Annotated in this window: 17 protein-coding genes; 10 read left to right on the top strand and 7 right to left on the bottom strand. The window is 65.6% G+C overall.

Annotation, left to right across the window (positions count from 1 at the left end):
- Positions 1–253 precede the first annotated feature (253 nt).
- Positions 254–589 (bottom strand): hypothetical protein, encoded by a 336-nt coding sequence (locus LDJ84_RS08230; protein ID WP_037009585.1) that lies wholly within the window; start codon positions 587–589, stop codon positions 254–256.
- Between the two features lie 208 nt (positions 590–797).
- On the opposite strand from LDJ84_RS08230, the gene ppc reads away from it, so the two are divergent.
- The 8 genes from ppc to LDJ84_RS08270 all read left to right on the top strand — a co-directional run bounded on the left by ppc (position 798) and on the right by LDJ84_RS08270 (position 8,800).
- On the top strand, positions 798–3,434 hold the full coding sequence (gene ppc / locus LDJ84_RS08235; protein WP_226046179.1) for a phosphoenolpyruvate carboxylase: 2,637 nt from the start codon (positions 798–800) through the stop codon (positions 3,432–3,434).
- 247 nt (positions 3,435–3,681) lie between these two features.
- Positions 3,682–4,329: an adenylate kinase gene (adk, locus tag LDJ84_RS08240; protein ID WP_024765662.1), complete on the top strand. Its 648-nt coding sequence runs from the start codon at positions 3,682–3,684 to the stop codon at positions 4,327–4,329.
- A gap of 88 nt (positions 4,330–4,417) precedes the next feature.
- Positions 4,418–5,092 (top strand): tRNA (adenosine(37)-N6)-threonylcarbamoyltransferase complex dimerization subunit type 1 TsaB, encoded by a 675-nt coding sequence (tsaB, locus tag LDJ84_RS08245; protein WP_024765661.1) that lies wholly within the window; start codon positions 4,418–4,420, stop codon positions 5,090–5,092.
- A 66-nt stretch (positions 5,093–5,158) separates the two neighbouring features.
- Positions 5,159–5,503, top strand: coding sequence for a hypothetical protein (locus LDJ84_RS08250; protein ID WP_024765660.1), 345 nt, complete (start codon positions 5,159–5,161; stop codon positions 5,501–5,503).
- A gap of 4 nt (positions 5,504–5,507) precedes the next feature.
- A complete protein-coding gene (locus tag LDJ84_RS08255; protein ID WP_170860015.1) occupies positions 5,508–6,365 on the top strand; it encodes a DUF72 domain-containing protein in 858 nt (285 codons plus the stop codon).
- 73 nt (positions 6,366–6,438) lie between these two features.
- Positions 6,439–7,266: an isocitrate lyase/PEP mutase family protein gene (locus tag LDJ84_RS08260; protein ID WP_024765658.1), complete on the top strand. Its 828-nt coding sequence runs from the start codon at positions 6,439–6,441 to the stop codon at positions 7,264–7,266.
- 3 nt (positions 7,267–7,269) lie between these two features.
- Complete coding sequence (locus LDJ84_RS08265; protein ID WP_024765657.1) at positions 7,270–7,962, top strand: extensin family protein; 693 nt, start codon at positions 7,270–7,272, stop codon at positions 7,960–7,962.
- Positions 7,963–8,017: 55 nt separating this feature from the next.
- On the top strand, positions 8,018–8,800 hold the full coding sequence (locus LDJ84_RS08270; protein ID WP_226046180.1) for a class I SAM-dependent methyltransferase: 783 nt from the start codon (positions 8,018–8,020) through the stop codon (positions 8,798–8,800).
- A gap of 157 nt (positions 8,801–8,957) precedes the next feature.
- On the opposite strand, the gene LDJ84_RS08275 is transcribed toward LDJ84_RS08270, so the two are convergent.
- Complete coding sequence (locus LDJ84_RS08275) at positions 8,958–9,590, bottom strand: TetR/AcrR family transcriptional regulator (RefSeq protein WP_037009583.1); 633 nt, start codon at positions 9,588–9,590, stop codon at positions 8,958–8,960.
- A 98-nt stretch (positions 9,591–9,688) separates the two neighbouring features.
- Between LDJ84_RS08275 and LDJ84_RS08280 the strand changes: the two genes are divergently transcribed.
- Entirely contained in the window at positions 9,689–10,792 is a 1,104-nt protein-coding gene (locus tag LDJ84_RS08280; RefSeq protein WP_038803394.1) for an efflux RND transporter periplasmic adaptor subunit, read from the top strand.
- Between the two features lie 6 nt (positions 10,793–10,798).
- Entirely contained in the window at positions 10,799–13,867 is a 3,069-nt protein-coding gene (locus tag LDJ84_RS08285) for an efflux RND transporter permease subunit (protein ID WP_084358853.1), read from the top strand.
- 68 nt (positions 13,868–13,935) lie between these two features.
- Here LDJ84_RS08285 and LDJ84_RS08290 read toward each other — a convergent pair whose 3' ends face one another.
- From LDJ84_RS08290 to LDJ84_RS08310, 5 genes are all read right to left on the bottom strand, one after another.
- Positions 13,936–14,613, bottom strand: a complete 678-nt coding sequence (locus LDJ84_RS08290) for a DUF4197 domain-containing protein (protein ID WP_024765652.1) — start codon at positions 14,611–14,613, stop codon at positions 13,936–13,938.
- A gap of 108 nt (positions 14,614–14,721) precedes the next feature.
- Positions 14,722–15,120 carry a YbaY family lipoprotein gene (locus LDJ84_RS08295; protein WP_226046181.1) on the bottom strand — a complete coding sequence of 133 codons (399 nt, stop codon included), beginning with the start codon at positions 15,118–15,120 and terminating at the stop codon, positions 14,722–14,724.
- A gap of 84 nt (positions 15,121–15,204) precedes the next feature.
- The gene (locus LDJ84_RS08300; protein ID WP_226046182.1) at positions 15,205–17,286 is read right to left on the bottom strand and encodes a YjbH domain-containing protein; all 2,082 of its coding nucleotides are present in this window, start codon (positions 17,284–17,286) and stop codon (positions 15,205–15,207) included.
- A complete protein-coding gene (locus LDJ84_RS08305) occupies positions 17,286–18,062 on the bottom strand; it encodes a capsule biosynthesis GfcC family protein (RefSeq protein ID WP_226046183.1) in 777 nt (258 codons plus the stop codon). The genes LDJ84_RS08300 and LDJ84_RS08305 overlap by 1 nt, the downstream gene beginning before the upstream one ends.
- A complete protein-coding gene (locus tag LDJ84_RS08310) occupies positions 18,059–18,715 on the bottom strand; it encodes a YjbF family lipoprotein (protein WP_226046184.1) in 657 nt (218 codons plus the stop codon). The genes LDJ84_RS08305 and LDJ84_RS08310 overlap by 4 nt, the downstream gene beginning before the upstream one ends.
- Positions 18,716–18,718 lie beyond the last annotated feature (3 nt).

Here is an 18,718-nt window from a genome sequence, read left to right on the forward strand (position 1 = left end):
TTGGTCCGTGCAGGAAGGCAGGTGGGCCGGCTTCGCCAGTATGCTTCTGCACTGGGGGCGGTCCTCACCCTGACCCTCTCCCGGAGGGAAAGGGGACCGAATGGAGCAGGATGAAACCATGGCGTCAGCCGGCACAATCTGCTCCCTCTCCCTGGGGGAGAGGGCTGGGGTGAGGGGCCGTCCAGGCACCGAAGCAGCCGCAGCAGGGCAGTGCTCCTGAAGCCTGAAACCATGCGCCTCGGCAGATGCCGATTCAGGAGTGCTCCGCCTCCGTCAGTTCATGCAGGTACTTGCGCGACAGCGCCAGGAAGCGCGGCGTCGGGCCTGTGTCTTCGTAGATCGGGTCGCCCTGTTCGTCGTGGGCCACCACCTTGTTCCCCTGCACGTAGGGGAGGCTCGCCTCCAGCTCCTCCAGCGCAGCGTTGACCAGTTCTCCCAGCAACTCCTCGACGCTGCGCTTGGGGTACATGTCGTGCAGCGCGGCCAGACGCGCGGCGGTCTCGACGTCCAGCGGAATGCTGTACTGATGGTGGGTCATGCGCCCCCTGGCGTTCTGTTCCCAATGGCGTACCAGCTCGCGGATCTTCATGTTCACCTCTAGGGTCGTTACGTGGCGGTCGGTCCTCGTGAGGCCGCCGCAGGTTTTCCCGACGATGGGGGATAACTTTCAGCCTAGACGTTGTCCGAGCATGACTGCGGGCGTTCGTCGAGCGCTTGTCAGCCGCCACACCTGGCGGCACTGTGAAACTCTCAGCGTGGCCCTTTCCAATGGGCGCTCTCACTCCAAGGAGACCGCGATGCCGGATATCGATGCGCGCCTGCGCGAGGACGTTCACCTGCTTGGCGAACTGCTCGGGCAGACCATCCGCGCCCAGTACGGGCAGGGCTTCCTCGACAAGATCGAGCTGATCCGCACGGGCGCCAAGTCCGCCCGGCGCGGCTCGGCCGAAGGCGCCAAGCAGCTCACCGCCGCCCTCGACGGCCTGGGCGAGGACGAACTGCTGCCGGTGGCGCGCGCCTTCAACCAGTTTCTCAACCTGGCCAACATCGCCGAGCAGTACCACCGCATTCGCCGCCGCACGCCGAAGGAGCCGGAACCTTTCGAGAACCGCGTCCTGGCCGAACTGCTGGGCCGTCTGAAAAAGTCCGGCCTGGGGGCGGAAGGCCTGGCGCGGCAGGTGGCGGAGCTGGAGATCGAGCTGGTGCTCACCGCGCACCCCACCGAAGTGGCGCGCCGCACGCTGATTCAGAAGTACGACGCCATCGCTGGCCAACTGGCCGCTGGTGACCACAGCGACCTGTTGCCCGAAGAGCGCCAGGCGGTGCAGGAAAAACTCCAGCGGCTGATCGCCGAGGCCTGGCACACCGACGAAATCCGCCGCACCCGGCCGACCCCGGTGGACGAGGCGAAATGGGGCTTCGCGGTGATCGAGCATTCCCTCTGGCACGCGCTGCCGGACTTCCTGCGCCACGTCGATCGCACCCTGCAGGAAACCCTCGGCGAACGGCTGCCGCTGGAGTCCGCGCCGATTCGCTTCGCCTCCTGGATGGGCGGCGACCGCGACGGCAATCCCAATGTCACCGCCGCCATCACCCGCGAGGTCCTGCTGCTGGCGCGCTGGATGGCCGCCGATCTCTACCTGCGCGACGTGGACAGCCTGGCTGCCGATCTGTCCATGCAGCAGGCCAGCGAAGAACTGCGCGCCGAAGTGGGCGAGCTTGCCGAGCCCTACCGCGCGCTGCTCAAGCAGCTGCGCGAACGCCTGCGTGCCACCCGTGCCTGGGCCGAGCGGGCCATCCATACCGGCGAAGAGCCCGGCAGCGAGGTGCTGCAAGACAACCGCGAGCTGCTTGAACCACTGCAACTCTGTCACCGCTCGCTGCACGATTGCGACATGGGCGTGATCGCCGATGGCGCCTTGCTCGATACCCTGCGCCGCGCCGCCACCTTCGGCCTGTTCCTGGCCCGGCTGGACGTGCGCCAGGATTCCACGCGCCACGCCAGGGCGATGAGCGAAATTACCGAGTACCTGGGCTTGGGCAACTACGCCGAATGGGACGAAGGTGTGCGCCAGGAATTCCTCCTGGAAGAGCTCGCCAGCCGTCGCCCGCTGCTGCCGGCGAACTACCAACCTTCCCCCGAGACCGCCGAAGTACTCGCCACCTGCCGCGTGGTGGCGCAGGCGCCGGCAGCGTCGCTGGGCTCCTACGTCATCTCCATGGCCGGTCATCCATCCGATGTGCTTGCTGTGCAATTGCTGCTCAAGGAGTGCGGGCTGGAGCGGCCGATGCGCGTGGTGCCGCTGTTCGAGACGCTGGATGACCTCGACCACGCCGGCCCCTGCATCGACCGCCTGCTCAGCCTCGACAGCTACCGCACCCGCCTGGCCGGGCCGCAGGAAGTGATGATCGGCTATTCCGACTCGGCCAAGGACGCCGGCACCCTGGCTGCCGCCTGGGCGCAGTACCGCGCGCAGGAGGCGCTGGTGGACATCTGCCGCAACCACGGCGTCGAACTGCTGTTGTTCCATGGCCGTGGTGGCACGGTCGGTCGTGGCGGCGGTCCGGCCCACGCGGCCATCCTTTCGCAGCCGCCGGGCTCCGTGGCCGGGCGTTTCCGCACCACCGAACAGGGCGAGATGATCCGCTTCAAGTTCGGCCTGCCGGACATCGCCGAGCAGAACCTCAACCTTTACCTGGCCGCGGTGCTGGAAGCCACCCTGCAGCCACCGCCGGTGCCCGAGCCGGCCTGGCGCGAGGAGATGGATCGCCTGGCCGCCGACGGCCTGCTCGCCTACCGCGCGGTGGTGCGGGAGAACCCGCAGTTCGTCGACTACTTCCGCGAGGCCACGCCGGAGCAGGAACTGGGCCGCCTGCCGCTGGGCAGCCGCCCGGCCAAGCGCCGCGAGGGCGGGGTGGAAAGCCTGCGGGCGATCCCCTGGATCTTCGCCTGGACCCAGACGCGCCTGATGCTGCCGGCCTGGCTGGGCTGGGAAGACGCGCTGTTCAAGGCCATCGAGCGTGGCGAGGGCGCGCTGTTGTCCCGTATGCGCAAGGAGTGGCCGTTCTTCACCACCCGCATCGACATGCTGGAGATGGTGCTGGCCAAGGCTGACCGGGAAATTGCCGAACTCTACGACGAGCGCCTGGTGCAATCGGAACTGCGACCATTAGGTGCGCATTTACGCGACCTATTGTCGCAGTCGGTGCGCGTGGTGCTGGGTCTGACCGGGCAGTCCCAACTGCTCGCCCACGCCGCCGAGACGCGCGAATCCATTGGTGTGCGCAATACCTACCTGGACCCGCTGCACCTGCTCCAGGCCGAGCTGCTGGCCCGCTCGCGACGCTGCGCCGGCGATGCCTGCGGCGGTCTGGAGCAGGCCATGCTGGTGACGGTCGCGGGGATCGCCGCGGGGCTGCGCAATACCGGTTGAGGGCACATCACCCCCCACCAAAGGTGGATTGCCGAGCCGGCAAATGAGATTAATTTGATGGCTGTTCCGGGTGCCATCAAGCGCCCGGGACCGGCTCGCGCAGTCCCCATGGCCGGCTTGTCTGGCAGGGGACCGCTGTGTATCGTGAGCAACCTTTCGGCGCATGTCTGCGCCATTCCAGCACGATGAGATTGGCCCCAAGAGGCGGATCCGTGATTTCGCTTAACAAGTATTAAGGAGCATATCGATGCGTGTGATTCTGCTCGGGGCGCCCGGTGCCGGCAAAGGTACCCAGGCTCGCTTCATCACTGAGAAGTTCGGCATTCCGCAGATCTCCACCGGCGACATGCTGCGTGCAGCGGTCAAGGCCGGCACCGAACTGGGCCTGCAGGCCAAGAGCGTGATGGACGCCGGTGGTCTGGTCTCCGATGACCTGATCATCAACCTGGTCAAGGAACGTATCGCCCAGCCCGACTGCGCCAACGGCTTCCTGTTCGATGGCTTCCCTCGCACCATTCCCCAGGCCGAGGCCATGAAGGAAGCGGGCGTCACCATCGACAACGTCGTCGAGATCGCCGTTGAAGACGAAGAAATCGTCAGCCGCATCGCCGGCCGCCGTGTGCATGCCGCTTCCGGCCGCGTCTACCACGTCGAGCACAACCCGCCGAAGGTTGCCGGCAAGGACGACGAGACCGGTGAAGAGCTGATCCAGCGCGAAGACGACAAGGAAGCCACCGTGCGTCACCGCCTGTCGGTCTACCACTCGCAGACCAAGCCGCTGGTCGATTTCTACCAGAAGCTGGCCGCCGCCCAAGGCACCCCGAAGTACACCCGCGTCGAGGGTGTCGGCTCGGTAGAGCAGATCACCACCAAGGTGCTCGCCGCTCTGAGCTGATCGCTCCCGCGTCTGCCAAAGGCCCGCACATGCGGGCCTTTGGCGTTTATAATGCCCGCCCGTTTTTTATCGACTAATGGAAAGCACCATGCCCACGCTGCTGGCCCTGGATACCTCGACCGAAGCCTGTTCCGTCGCCCTGCTGCATGACGGCCGTCGGTTCGTGCGCCATGAGGTGATCCCGCGCCTGCACGCCCAGCGCCTGTTGCCCATGGTGCAGGACATCCTCGGCGAGGCCGGCATCGCGCTGTCCGCCGTCGACGCCATCGCCTTCGGCCGCGGCCCCGGCGCCTTCACCGGTGTGCGTATCGCCATCGGCGTCGTCCAGGGCCTGGCGTTCGCCCTGCAGAAGCCGGTGCTGCCGATCTCCGACCTGGCGGTATTGGCCCAGCGTGCGCACCGCGAGCACGGCGCCGCCCAGGTTGCCGCGGCCATCGATGCGCGCATGGACGAGGTGTACTGGGGTTGCTACCGGGTGGAGCAGGGCGAGATGCGTCTGGCCGGCGCCGAGGCGGTGCTGCCGCCCGAGCGCGTCGAGCTGCCGCGCGATGCCCAGGGCGCGTGGTTCGGCTCCGGAACCGGCTGGGGCTTCGAGGAGCGCCTGGCGGTGAAGGTTGCCGCCCGCGATGCCAGCCTGTTGCCGCACGCCGAAGACCTGCTGACCCTGGCCGAATTCGCCTGGGCGCGGGGCGAGGCGGTTGACGCAGAGCACGCGCAGCCCGTCTACCTGCGGGACAACGTGGCGACACCCAAGAAAGCCTGACCTGTGCCAATTGACCGCAGCCTGGAGCGCTCGCTAGAGTGAGCGCATTCCCACCGAGTTTCTGACATGCGTATCGACGGTTTCACTTCCATATCCCAGACGCCTGAGCGCGGTTCCCGGACGGGTACTGCGGTCACGCCGTATCGGGATGTGCAGAGTGACGTCGAAGCCCGCCGCGACCAACCCGCGCCGACCTCGGCGAGCCAGGGGCTGGATTCGCAGCCGCAGACCCGCCGCGTCGAATCCTCCAGCGCCAGCAGCTACGGCGTGCCGGCGACCCTGCGAGACATCGAGTACCAGCGCCCGCTGAGCTCCCGTGCTGCCCAGGCGCTGGCCAGCTACACCAGCACCGCCAGCATGGCCGGCCAGTACGAAGGCCAGGAAGTCCTCGGTCTCGACCTCTACGCCTGATTCGATGTCACTGCCGTATTTCCTCGGATGTCCATCCTGGAACGAGCCTGCCTGGCGCGGCACCTTCTATCCCGCCGACCTGCGTCCCGCCGATACCCTGGGCTTCTACTCCCAGGTGTTCAACGCCGTGGAAGGCAACACCACTTTCTATGCCCGCCCCAACGCCGATACCCTCGCGCGCTGGGCGCAGACCATGCCGGAGACGTTCCGCTTCTGCGCCAAGCTGCCCCGCGATATCAGCCACGAGGGTGACCTGCGCGGCCAGTTGGAGAACACGCGGGACTTCCTTGATCTGCTGAAGCCGCTGGGTAAGCGCGTCGCGCCGCTGTGGCTGCAGGTGTCGGCCAGTTTCGGACCGGATCGGCTGGGCGAGCTGGCGGCCTGGCTCGACGCCTTCGCCGAGCGTCGCCTTGCCGTCGAGGTGCGGCACCCGGCGTTCTTTGCCAAGGGCGAGGAGGAGCGGGCGCTCAACCGGCTGCTGCTGGATCGCGGTGTAGAACGTATCTGCCTGGACTCGCGGGCGCTGTTTGCCTGCCGGTCTGACGATCCTGCCGTGCTGCACGCACAGTCGAAGAAGCCCAAGGTGCCGGTGCGCCCGGCGGCCTTCAGCGACAGCCCGCAGGTGCGCTTCATCGGTGGGCCGGACCTGGACGCCAATCTCGTTCACCTTGCGCCCTGGGTCGGCAAGGTAGCCGAGTGGATCGAGCAGGGCCTGACGCCCTACGTTTTCCTCCACACGCCGGACAACCACCGTGCCGCCGAACAGGCGCAGCGCTTCCATGCCTTGCTGCGCGAGCGCCTTCCGGGTTTGCCGGCGCTGTTCGCGCCGAAGCCGGACGTGGAGCAGCTCGGCCTGCTCTGACACCCCAACTGTGCATGGCGGCGAGCGGGCGAGGGGGCTAACCTGCTCCTTCCCGTTCGGCCAGGAGACAGCCATGACCCATCAACAACAACGCGGCGAAGCCTTCCGCGCGCTGCACCAGCGCGAGGGCCTGTTCGTCCTGCCCAACCCCTGGGATGCCGGCTCGGCGAAGATGCTTGCCCACCTGGGGTTCGAAGCCCTCGCGACCACCAGCGCCGGGCTGGCTTTCGCGCTGGGACGCCGCGACGCCGAAGGCGCGGTCAGTCGCGACGAAGCCCTGGCCAATGCGCGGCAGATCATCGAGGCGACGCCGTTGCCGGTTGCCGCCGATCTGGAGAATGGCTATGGCGATACGCCTGACGATTGCGCCGAGACTATCCGCCTGGCTGCCGCCTGCGGGCTGGTGGGTGGCTCCATCGAAGACGCCAGCGGCCGCCCGGACACACCCATCTATCCGCTGGAACTGGCGGTCGAGCGCATTACCGCCGCCGTGCGTGCGGCCCGAGCCCTGCCATTCACGTTCACCCTGGCGGCGCGGGCGGAGAACTTCCTGCATGGCCGTGCCGACCTGGATGACACCATCCGCCGCCTGGTGGCCTTCGCCGAAGCCGGCGCCGACGTGCTCTACGCGCCGGGCCTGAAGACCCGCGAGGAAATCGCCGCCGTGGTCAGCGCCGTGGCACCGCGACCGGTCAACGTGCTGGTGGGCTCGCCCGCCGTGCAAGTTGGCCTGGAGGAGCTGGCAGCGTTGGGGGTGAAGCGCGTCAGCGTCGGTTCGACCCTGGCACGCGCGGCTTACGGCGCCTTCTTCAGTAGCGCCGAAGCGCTGGCCAAGGGCGACCTCAAGCCGATGCACGGCGCCATGCCCTTCGACCGCATCAACGGACTCTTCCGGGGCTGACGCTTGCGCTGGTGGCTGCTCGCTTTCGTCCTCGCCTGCGCGGGGTTCGCGTTATCGGTGCCGCAGCAGTGGCTGGGCCTGCCAGCTCGCTGGAATCCTTGGGCACCGCTGGATGTGCGCGATGAGCCCAACCTGTTGACCCGCTACAAGCTCTGGCGACTGCGTGACGACGTCGACCTGTGCAGCCTGGCGTTGCAGAGTTCTGATCTCAAGGCGCAGCCGATGGCCGACAGCGAGCCGGTCGCCGGTTGCCCGTTGCAGAACGTCTGGCGCGTGCAGGCCGCCGAGGTAAAGCTGAGCAGCAGCTTCCTCGCCAGTTGCCCGCTGGCGGTGAGCTTCGCGCTGTTCGAGCGGCACTCGCTGCAACCGGCTGCAAGGGCCGTCTACGGCCAGCCGGTGGTTGGCGTGGAGCACCTGGGCAGCTTTGCCTGCCGCAACATCTACGGGCGTGCCGATGCCCGCCGCAGCCAGCACGCGAGCGCCAACGCGCTGGATATTGCTGCCTTCCGCCTCGCCGACGGCCGGCGCATCGTCGTGGCCAGGGACTGGTCGGGGGAGGGCGATGCCGTTCGCTTCCTGCGTGCCGTGCGCGACGGCGCCTGCAGCAACTTCGACGCTGTGCTGGGGCCGGACTATAACCGCGCCCACCATGACCATTTTCACCTCGACCTGGGCGGCTGGCAGATCTGCCGTTGAGCCCGCTGGCTGCGCGCTGCGGTAGAATCGCGGTTTTTTCCAGGATCGCCCCGCCATGACCGAAGTCCTCACTCCGCCGCGCATCGTCGTCCAGGCCCTGGCGCCTGCCTGGCAGGCGTTCGCCGAGCAGTGGGCGCAGCGGCTCGGGCTGCCGATGGGCGAGGGGGATGCGGACTTCGCCCTGCAACTGGGCGATGACGGCCTGCAATTGCTGCAATTGGGGCCGGACTCGCCCGGCCCGGTGCGGGTGGACTTCCTCGAGGGCGCCACGGCTCACCGCCGCCAGTTCGGCGGCGGCGCCGGGCAGATGATTGCCAAGGCCGTGGGTATCCAGCAGGGCGTGCGTCCCCATGTGCTGGATGCCACCGCCGGCCTGGGCAAGGACGCCTTCGTGCTGGCGACCCTGGGCTGCGAGATGCACCTGACCGAACGCCAACCGATCATCGCCGCACTGCTGGAAGACGGCCTGGCCCGTGCCGCCGGGGATTTCGAGGTGGGCGCCATCGTCGCGCGCATGCGCCTGCTGCAGGGCAACGCCATCGAGCGCATGGCCGCCTGGGAAGGCGAGGCGCCGCAGGTGATCTACCTCGACCCGATGTTCCCGCACCGCGACAAGAGCGCGCTGGTGAAGAAGGAAATGCGCCTGTTCCGCCCACTGGTGGGAGATGACCTGGACGCGCCGGTGCTGCTGGGTGCGGCGCTGAAGCTGGCCAGCCACCGGGTGGTGGTCAAGCGCCCACGCAAGGCGCCGATCATCGAGGGGCAGAAGCCCAGCTACAGCCTGGAAGGCAAGTCCAGCCGCTATGACATCTATCCGCTGAAGAGCCTCAAGGGCTGACGGCCTGCTCAAGGTCTCGAGAAACTCCTACAGAACATTTCGCCGCAGCTTTGCTTTTGTAGGAGCGAGCTTGCTCGCAAACCCGCCTAACGCCGAACTCGCGGGGAAGCCCTGTTCGCGAGCAAGCTCGCTTCTTCTCTAGGCACTCCGGCGCGAGTCAGGGCCTGAAGGCCTTGAGGAACAGCGCCACCACTTCCTGCGCGTGAGCCTCGGACTCCTCCTCGGTCGGCGGCTCCACGCAACCGATCATCAGGCGGAAGTGCACGCAGCCCTGCACCAGCATCAGGAAGTGCTCGGCGGCCCGGCGCGGGCTGTCCATCGCCAGTTTTCCCTGCTGGCGAGCCTGCTCCAGCAGGCGCTCCATCTGGTCCAGCACGCGTTGCGGGCCGGCGTCGAAGAACAGCTGTGACAGATGCGGGTTCTGCCCGCCCTGGGCAATCATCAGCCGGCTCAGCGCAATGGCTTCCGGGCTGTTGATCAACTGATTGAAGCCGCGCGCCAGGTTCAGCAGCAGGCTTTCCAGCGGCGCATCGGCCGATGGCTCAGCAAACAGCTCTGGCAGGTTCTCCGCACACTTGGCCTGCACGGCTTCGACGAACAGCGTCTCCTTGTCCGTGAAGTGGCTGTACACGGTGAGCTTGGACACCCCGGCCTCGGCGGCGATGGCCTCCATGCTGCTGCCGTCGTAGCCATGGCGGACGAAGAGCTCCTTGGCGGCCTCGAGAATGGCTTGGCGCTTGGCGGGATCCTTGGGGCGACCCGGTCCGTTCGATGAGTTCGATGGCGACATGATTTTACATTTCTAATACTGGACTGATGGGTTCTGTATTTTTACTATACCGGGGAGTATAAGAATTCCAACCGCGTTTTGCGAAAGGGTCACACATCATGTTCCGCCATGCTCTGTCTGTCGCGCTGCCTGCTGCCTTCATTCTGTCCCTTTCTGCCTGCGGTAATGGCGAGCCTCCCAAGCCCGCCGTGCGTCCGGCCATCGTGGTGCAGCCGCTGCCGGCGCGTGACGTCACCGAAGCCTATCCCGGCGAAGTCCATGCCCGCCACGAGCCGGAGTTGGCGTTCCGCATCGGTGGCAAAGTCAGCAAGCGCCTGGTGGAAACCGGCGAACGGGTGAAGAAGGACCAGCCGCTGGCGGAACTCGATCCCGAAGACGTTCGTCTGCAGCTCGAAGCCACCCGTGCCCAGGTGGCGGCTGCCGAAGCCAACCTGCAGACCGTCCGCTCCGAATACACCCGCTACAAGACCCTGCTGGAGCGCCAGCTGGTCAGCCAGTCGCAGTTCGACAACATCGAGAACACCTACCGCGCCGGCGAAGCGCGCGTGAAGCAGATTCGCGCCGAATACGACGTGGCCAGCAACCAGGCTGGCTACGCGGTGTTGCGCTCGCCCCAGGACGGCGTGATCGCCACGCGCCGTGTAGAGGTGGGGCAGGTGGTCGCCGCCGGGCAGACCGTCTTCACCCTGGCCGCCGATGGCGACCGCGAAGTACTGATCAGCTTCCCCGAACATGCCTTCGAGCGCTTCCGCGTTGGTGAGGCGGTGAGCGTCGAGCTCTGGTCGCAGCGTGACAAGCGCTTCAGCGGCAAGATTCGTGAACTGTCGCCGGCGGCCGATCCGCAATCGCGCACCTTTGCAGCGCGCGTTGCCTTCGACGATCCGAAAGTGCCCGCCGAACTGGGCCAGAGCGCCCGCGTCTACGTCCATGCCGAGGGCGCCGTGCCGCTGGCGGTGCCACTGGCCGCGCTGACCTCGGAGGCAGGCCAGCCATTTGTCTGGGTGGTCGATCCGAAGACTTCCACCTTGCACCGTCGCCCGGTGCGCGTCGGTCCCTACGCCGAAGACCGCGTGCCGGTGCTCGAAGGCTTGAAGGATGGCGACTGGGTGGTCGCAGCCGGTGTCCAGGTGCTGCGTGAAGGGCAGGAGGTACGGCCTGTCGACCGGGAGAACCGATCGATCAAGCTGGTGGCGAAGGAGTAACGCCCGATGCAATTCAACCTTTCCGCCTGGGCGCTGCAGAACCGCTCCATCGTCCTGTACCTCATGCTGCTGCTGGGCATAGTCGGTGCGCTGTCCTACACCAAGCTCGGGCAGAGCGAAGACCCGCCATTCACCTTCAAGGCCATGGTGGTGAAGACCAACTGGCCGGGCGCGACCGCCGAGGAAGTCTCGCGCCAGGTCACCGAGCGCATCGAGAAGAAGCTGATGGAGACCGGCGACTTCGACCGCATCATTTCCTTCTCGCGGCCCGGTGAATCCCAGGTGACCTTCGTCGCCCGCGAGGACTTCCACTCCCGCGATATCCCCGAGCTCTGGTACCAGATCCGCAAGAAGGTCAACGACATTCGCTACACCCTTCCGCAGGGCATCCAGGGGCCGTTCTTCAACGACGAGTTCGGCACCACCTTCGGCAACATCTACGCGTTGTCGGGCAAGGGCTTCGACTACGCGGTGCTCAAGGACTACGCCGACCGCCTGCAGCTGCAGTTGCAGCGCATCAAGGACGTCGGCAAGGTCGAACTGGTCGGCCTGCAGGACGAGAAAATCTGGATCGACCTGTCCAACACCAAGCTCGCCACCCTCGGCCTCCCGTTGGCGGCGGTGCAGAAGGCGCTGGAAGAACAGAACGCGGTCACTGCCACCGGCTTCTTCGAGACGGCCACTGACCGGGTGCAACTGCGCGTGTCCGGTCGCTTCGACTCGGTGGAGGACATCCGCTCCTTCCCGATCCGTGTCGGTGATCGCACCTTCCGTATCGGCGATGTGGCCGAGGTGCACCGCGGTTTCAACGACCCGCCCGCGCCGCGCATGCGCTTCATGGGCGAGGACGCCATTGGTATCGCCGTGGCCATGAAGGACGGCGGCGACATCCTGGTGCTGGGCAAGAAGCTTGACGCGGAATTCGAACGCCTGCAGCAGACGCTGCCGGCAGGCATGGAGCTGCGCAAGGTGTCCGACCAGCCGGCAGCGGTGCGCGAAGGCGTCGGCGAGTTCGTCCGTGTGCTGGCCGAGGCGCTGATCATCGTGCTGCTGGTGAGCTTCTTCTCCCTCGGCCTGCGCACTGGCCTGGTAGTGGCGCTGTCGATCCCGCTGGTGCTGGCGATGACCTTCGCCTGCATGTACTACTTCGGCATCGGCCTGCACAAGATTTCCCTCGGCGCGCTGGTGCTGGCGCTGGGCTTGTTGGTGGACGACGCGATCATCGCCGTGGAAATGATGGCGGTGAAGATGGAGCAGGGCTACGACCGGCTCAAGGCGGCGAGTTACGCCTGGACCAGTACGGCCTTCCCGATGCTCACCGGCACGCTGGTGACCGCTGCCGGTTTCCTGCCCATCGCCACCGCGCAATCGGGCACCGGCGAGTACACTCGCTCGCTGTTCCAGGTGGTGACCATCGCGTTGCTGGTGTCGTGGATCGCCGCCGTGGTCTTCGTGCCCTACCTGGGCGAGAAACTTCTGCCCGACCTTGCCAAGCGTCACGCGGAAAAACACGGCGGCACCGACAAAGGCCACGATCCGTATTCCACTGCCTTCTATCAGCGCTTCCGCCGCGTGGTGGAATGGTGCGTGCGCTACCGCAAGACGGTGATCCTGCTGACCGTGGCGGCCTTCATCGGCTCGATCATGCTGTTCCGCCTGGTGCCGCAGCAGTTCTTCCCGCCATCGGCGCGCCTGGAGTTGCTGGTGGACCTCAAGCTGGCCGAGGGCGATTCGCTCACCGCCACCACCGAGCAGGTCAATCGCCTGGAGAAGATGCTCGCCGAGCACCCGGGCATCGACAATTACGTGGCTTACGTTGGCACCGGCTCGCCGCGCTTCTACCTGCCGCTGGACCAGCAACTGCCGGCGGCGAGCTTCGCGCAGTTCGTGGTCCTGGCGAAGAGCCTGGAGTCGCGCGAGGAAATCCGCCAGTGGCTGATCAAGCACATGAACGAGGACTTCCCGACCCTGCGTACTCGTATCAGCCGCCTGGAGAACGGCCCGCCGGTCGGCTACCCGGTGCAGTTCCGCGTCTCCGGCGAGCACATCCCGGAAGTCCGCGAGTTGGCACGCAAGGTCGCCGAGAAGATGCGCGAGAACCCCCATGTGGTGAACGTGCACCTGGACTGGGAAGAACCGAGCAAGGCGATCTTCCTCGACATCGACCAGGAGCGCGCCCGTGCCCTGGGCGTGAGTACTTCGGACATCTCGCAGTTCCTGCAGAGCTCGCTGACCGGCTCCACCGTCAGCTACTACCGCGAGGACAACGAGCTGATCGAGATCCTCCTGCGCGGCGACGAGCGCGGCCGGCATGACCTCTCGCAATTGCCCAGCCTGTCGATGCAGACCAGCAGCGGCCGCAGCGTGGCACTGTCGCAGGTCGCGACCCTGGAATATGGCTTCGAGGAAGGCATCATCTGGCGGCGCAACCGCCTACCGACTGTGACTGTGCGTGCCGACATCTACGACGACTCGCTGCCGGCAACGCTGGTGAAGCAGATCTCGCCGACGCTGGACCCGATCCGCGCCGAGCTGCCCGACGGCTTCCTGCTGGAAGTCGGCGGTACCGTGGAAGATTCGGCCAAGGGCCAAAACTCGGTGAACGCCGGCGTACCGCTATTCATCGTGGTGGTCCTCAGCCTGCTGATGATCCAGCTGCGCAGCTTCTCGCGGATGATCATGGTGTTCCTCACCGCGCCGCTGGGCCTGATCGGCGTGACCCTGTTCCTGCTGGCGTTCCAGAAGCCCTTCGGCTTCGTCGCCATGCTCGGCACCATCGCCCTGGCGGGGATGATCATGCGCAACTCGGTGATCCTCGTGGACCAGATCGAGCAGGATCGCGCCCATGGCATGGATACCTGGCACGCGATCATCGAAGCCACGGTACGGCGGTTCCGCCCCATCGTGCTGACCGCCCTGGCCGCCGTACTGGCAATGATCCCGCTGTCGCGCAGCGTGTTCTTCGGGCCGATGGCGGTGGCGATCATGGGCGGCCTGATCGTCGCCACGGCGCTGACGCTGCTGTTCCTGCCGGCGCTCTATGCGGCGTGGTTCAGGGTGAAGAAGGAAGCCTGATCCCAAGGCTCTGGCCCATGAAAAAGCCCGGCGAATGCCGGGCTTTTTCCTTTCTCGTTCGGGGGAGATCAAAGCACCCCGAATACCTTCTTCGCCAGGCCGGTAGCGGCGGAAGCCGGGTTCTGGCGGATGCTCTTTTCCTGCTGCGCAATCATCTTGAACAGACCATCCAGCGCTTCTTCGGTCACATAGTTCTCGATGTTCGCGCTCTTCGCGTCCACCACGCCGAAGGCCGCGGCCTGGCTGGCGAAGGCGTTGTACTGCTTGGCGACGCCGACCTGGTCGGTGGCCTGCTTGATGATCGGCAGGAACTTGGCGCGCAGTTGCTCGCGGCTGCTGCGGTTCAGGTAGTCCGTCGCCGAGTGCTCGCCACCCTGAAGAATGCCCTTGGCATCGGTCACGCTCATTTTCTTCACCGCATCCACCAGCAGCGCCTGGGCCTGCGGCATGGCGGCCTCAGCGGCCTTGTTCATGCTCGCTTCGAGCTGGTCAACCTGGGCGCCCATGCCGAACTGCTTCATGGTCTTGGCGGCCTTGCCCAGTTTGCCGGGCAGCTCGATGCGCACGGCCGGGTCGTTGCTGAAGCCGCCGGGTTGGCTGAGCTGTTTCACGGCCACCTGTGCACCCTGGGTCAGCGCATCCTTCAGGCCGCCGGTGGCGTCGCTTTGGCTGAGGTCGGAAAGGGACAGGGCGAAGGCATTGAACGACAGCAGGGCGCCGGCCAGCAGAACGGGGAATCGCAGCATCGATACTTCCTTGGGCGAAACACGGCGGCCGGGCGGCCCCGCGGTGGAGAATGGAGGAGGGAGATTAACGGAGGAAGGCCGCCGGGGAAAATCCGGCGGCGCGGTGAATCAGCGCACAGGGTCAACGCGGACTCGTAGTGGTTGCGGGTCGCTACCGTCGAGTTTGACGCTGTGTCGCTCGGTGGTGATGAACAGCAGGCGGCCGTTGTCCTCGATGCGCGCACTGACGGCGTAGCTGTGGCCCGGCTTGACCTGGTTGCGCTCGTAGTCGAGGTGGAACGCCAGTGGCACCTGCCGCCCGGAGTCCAGTTGCTGCCGGGCCAGCTCGGTGACGGGCGCGTCGGCCAAAGAAACGTCCTGCAGACTGACGGTGACCTGGGCAGTTGGCGGTAGAGCAATGCGCTGCAGGTAGAAAACTTCGCCGTCCAGCGACGCCTTGTCACCGGAGGGAGTGGAGCTGCACGCGGCGAGCAGGCCGGTCGTCAGTAGCAGGGGTAGGATTTTCATAAGGTAACTCTCCTTGGATCCAGGGCGCCTCAGACCATTGTGGGTGACTTTGGTTTCCGCGCCATGATCCGGGAGAGCTTCGAGTTATTTCACGATGCGTCCGAACAGGTTCTGGAACATCACCGGGTCGCGGCCTTCGGTTAGGTCGTAGAGCGAGTAGTAGTGGTTGAGGCGGGCGCCACCGTCGCGAGTCAGCGGGTCCCAGGAAAGATTGGCCCGGCGCATGGTGGAGCTGCTCATCAGTTCGTCGAACGGAATCGATACGTAGATGCCCTTGTCGAAACTGCCTTCGCCGTAGGCTTCCTTGTTGGCCGTGGTGAGGGTGACCCAGGCGCCAAAACGCACGCCGTTGCGGAACTGCCGAGAGAGATCGAGCGTGCTGCCCCAGTCGCGAGCCAGGTAACGACCAGCGCTGACCTGGGCGAGGATGTCTTCGAAGCCGGTTTGCCAGTAGAGCGTGACAAAGCCCGTCGCAGTCTGGTAGTCGCGCAAGCCGAAGTGCTGATCAAAATCGCGTTGGCGGACCAGGTCCAGATTGGCACCTACGGCCCAGTCCTGGTTCATGGGGCGATACAGCAGCTCGCCGCCGATGCCGGCGTACATGCTCTCCAGGTAACCACCGTAGACCATGCCGTAGAGGTCTTGGTCGAGCCGTGCGGTCTTGTTCAACTGGAAAGTCGGCAGCACGACGCCGGAGGTGGTCATGTACTGGCGGATGTCCGTACGGACCCGCGGCAGGCCGCTGGGGGCGTCGTACTTGAAGTTGTCGTAGTTGTTGAGCAGGTTGGCGCTGAGCAGGCCGTTCGCCCACAGGCTCGGGGTAAAGCGGTATTCGCTGTCGAGGTCGGCGGTGAACTGGTAAAGCAGGAAGTTATCCGGCCCGCCGATGCTCTGGTTGTAGCCCAGGCCGATGTTGTAGCCGAACGCCTCGGGCTGCTGTTGATAGACCACTTCTTCCTGTTGCGGCAGCGGCGTGTTCTGTTCAGTCGTGCGGCGCAGGTCTTCCAGTGGGCGTTCCTGCGTTGCGACATCGCGGAATACCTTGCGCGGCACACTGGTTTCGACCACGGGTTGCCCGTAACGGGTATCGATGACGGTGAACCACTGGACATCGTCATCCGCGCTGTTGTCGAGAATGCGCGAGGCGCGGCCGACAGCTTCGGGCGGATAGAGGTAGCGGGTCTGTTCGCCATAGACCACGAGCTCATGGTCCTTCTGGGCGATACGTTCGACCTTGTAGCCGGCATTTTCGTCGAGACGGCGCGAGACATCGGCCCAATCGGTTGTACCTTGCGGCTGGCCTTTGGGCTCCGCCAGTGGCTCGGGGGCAGGGTCAGAAATCTTGGCGGGGGCCTGGCGCGTAGCGAAGTTGGTGTGCACGGTGATGCCGAACATGGCGGTATTGCCGCGCTCGAAGGCCGCCTGAAGATCTATCGCGTCGCTGGCCTTGTACACCACGCCGATGTTGAAGGGAGAGCTTTGCTTCTGGTTGTTGTTCTGTGGCTCATGCTGGTAATCGTTGCCGTCGTACTCAAGCTTGATCGACAGGGGCTGCCACGGCGTTTGCCAATTGATGCCGCCGAACGGAGAGGGGCGGCCGCGGAAGTAGCTGTTGGAACTGAACTCGCCTGTACCTTCGGATCTCGGCCGAGTGTTGAAGCGGTTATCGACCCAGCCCAGCGGATTGCTCCAGTCGCCTCGATTACCGATGTATCCCCAGGCAACGCCCAGGCTGAAGTCAAGGTTGCCGACGCGCTTGTTGCCGACCAGATATTCACTGGAGAATAGCCCGGTACCGCCAATATCCCGGCCACCCATGGCTATTTCCGGCGTCCAGCGGTCTTCCTGCACCAATCGGAATTTGACGTCGAAGGCCTTGTCCTTGTAGCTCTGGTCACCGCTGAGATCATCAGGACCGTACTTGCGGTTGCTGATGGAGGTATAGCGGAAGGTCCCCTCCATCCAGTCGAAGGGTTGCAGCGAAAAGCTGTAGCGCGAGTACGGATCGGTGCGGTTGGCGTTGACGCTGATCTCACCTGCCGGCGCCATGCGCGCAGTCGGGGTCTGCAGCAGGCCTACGCCGCCGAAATCGTTCTGGGTGTAGCGCGGATCGGCACCCGCCAGGCTGGCACCGGCCAGCAGCAGGTAAAGGCTGTGGCGACGCATCACGGCGACTCCGCTGGCAGGGGTTGGGTGGCGAGGAAGTCGGCCAGTTCGCGATTCAGATCAGGGGCGTTGTCCTTGAGTTGCGAAGCGTCCAGCGGCACCAGCAATACGGCGCCGGGGGCTGGTGGCTCGGCGTTATCCTCGCGGTTCCACAGGGCGACACCCAGTGGCGTGACCTTGCCGTCGGGCTGGATCACGAAGAGATAATCCGGGTCCGCGTCGGCCAGGGTCGGGCAGTCCTGCGCATAGCGATAGGCTGGCTGCAGCGGCACGAACGGAAGCGTGCAGTCCATCGATACCGCACCGGTGATACGCACGGTACTCGGCCGCGCGGGGAAAATCAGCCGGTCGCCGCCCAGCAGTCTCGGCGAGTGCGCCGCATTCAATTCGACTTCCAGCGGGTCCAGCCGGTACAGCCGGCGGCCTGTGACGGGCAGCTCGGCCACCCGCTCGCTGAGGCGTTTGGCTGTGGACGCCAGGCTGGTGTTCTCCTGCAGCGAGGCGAGGCGTTGCACCTGGATCAGGTCGAACAGGATGCCGCCCTTCAGCCGGCGCTGCTGCTGTTGCAGGCTCTGGCGCTGCCAGGAGGCACCCAGCCAGTAGCTTTGCGGATCGATCCGCTCGTGTTGCAGCAATTCGCCCAGGCGCAGGCCTTCCTGAATCTCACGTGGCCCTGGGGATGGAAGTTCGCCGAGCACTTCGATGCGGGTAGTGGCATGGGTTACTGCGCACGCAGCGATGCTGGCTGCGAGCAAGGCAAGCCGGACCTTCTTCATGGCTGCCCCCGCAACGGCCGCAATTGGATGATGGTGACCGTCAGGCTGGGTGTGACGTGCTGGCGGCTCTGCATGACGAAGCCGTCACTGGGGTCGACCCAATAGTTGTTGGTTGAGGTCATACCCTTGATGGGCGCGCTCAGGCGCTCATCGATGCGCAACAGCGAGTAATCCTGATCCAGGATGCGCACGGTTTCGAGCTCGCCCCGCCGAAGACTGCCGCTGAGTGGAATGTCCATCTGGTAGCCCGGGCTGAGGTCGACCCAGCGTTGGCTGGCCTGCTCCTCGCCGATGTGCTGCAGCCCGCTGCGGAAAGGCGAATCCGCTGGCAGCCGTGTGCCCAGGAGGTCGTTCGGGAAACCAAGGCTGCGAACGACCAACCCATCCTGCAACAGCAACAGTTGATTCGACGACGTTCGCCAGTACTGCACGTTGCCCTGAACGCGCACCAGCGCCATGACTGCCGAGCCATATTCGCTGGTGACCTCGATCTGGTAATAGGGCAGGGCGTTGACCTGGGCTCGGGTCAGCTCCAGCGACGCAGGGGATCTGACACTGTTGCCCAGGGTATCGAGTGACGCCCGCATCAGCGGGTTGCAGGCGCAAAGCAACAGGCTGAGCGCGGCCAGCCCCGCGAGGCGAATGGCGATCATGGT

The organism is Pseudomonas sp. HS-18, from assembly GCF_020401845.1.
Classification (GTDB): domain Bacteria; phylum Pseudomonadota; class Gammaproteobacteria; order Pseudomonadales; family Pseudomonadaceae; genus Pseudomonas; species Pseudomonas nitroreducens.

Bases quoted from the DNA above. Each gene is read 5' to 3' on its own strand.
- LDJ84_RS08230 (WP_037009585.1), bottom strand. From the start codon at position 589: ATGAAGATCCGCGAGCTGGTACGCCATTGGGAACAGAACGCCAGGGGG.
- ppc (WP_226046179.1), top strand. From the start codon at position 798: ATGCCGGATATCGATGCGCGCCTGCGCGAGGACGTTCACCTGCTTGGC.
- adk (WP_024765662.1), top strand. From the start codon at position 3,682: ATGCGTGTGATTCTGCTCGGGGCGCCCGGTGCCGGCAAAGGTACCCAG.
- tsaB (WP_024765661.1), top strand. From the start codon at position 4,418: ATGCCCACGCTGCTGGCCCTGGATACCTCGACCGAAGCCTGTTCCGTC.
- LDJ84_RS08250 (WP_024765660.1), top strand. From the start codon at position 5,159: ATGCGTATCGACGGTTTCACTTCCATATCCCAGACGCCTGAGCGCGGT.
- LDJ84_RS08255 (WP_170860015.1), top strand. From the start codon at position 5,508: ATGTCACTGCCGTATTTCCTCGGATGTCCATCCTGGAACGAGCCTGCC.
- LDJ84_RS08260 (WP_024765658.1), top strand. From the start codon at position 6,439: ATGACCCATCAACAACAACGCGGCGAAGCCTTCCGCGCGCTGCACCAG.
- LDJ84_RS08270 (WP_226046180.1), top strand. From the start codon at position 8,018: ATGACCGAAGTCCTCACTCCGCCGCGCATCGTCGTCCAGGCCCTGGCG.
- LDJ84_RS08275 (WP_037009583.1), bottom strand. From the start codon at position 9,590: ATGTCGCCATCGAACTCATCGAACGGACCGGGTCGCCCCAAGGATCCC.
- LDJ84_RS08280 (WP_038803394.1), top strand. From the start codon at position 9,689: ATGTTCCGCCATGCTCTGTCTGTCGCGCTGCCTGCTGCCTTCATTCTG.
- LDJ84_RS08285 (WP_084358853.1), top strand. From the start codon at position 10,799: ATGCAATTCAACCTTTCCGCCTGGGCGCTGCAGAACCGCTCCATCGTC.
- LDJ84_RS08290 (WP_024765652.1), bottom strand. From the start codon at position 14,613: ATGCTGCGATTCCCCGTTCTGCTGGCCGGCGCCCTGCTGTCGTTCAAT.
- LDJ84_RS08295 (WP_226046181.1), bottom strand. From the start codon at position 15,120: ATGAAAATCCTACCCCTGCTACTGACGACCGGCCTGCTCGCCGCGTGC.
- LDJ84_RS08300 (WP_226046182.1), bottom strand. From the start codon at position 17,286: ATGCGTCGCCACAGCCTTTACCTGCTGCTGGCCGGTGCCAGCCTGGCG.
- LDJ84_RS08305 (WP_226046183.1), bottom strand. From the start codon at position 18,062: ATGAAGAAGGTCCGGCTTGCCTTGCTCGCAGCCAGCATCGCTGCGTGC.
- LDJ84_RS08310 (WP_226046184.1), bottom strand. From the start codon at position 18,715: ATGATCGCCATTCGCCTCGCGGGGCTGGCCGCGCTCAGCCTGTTGCTT.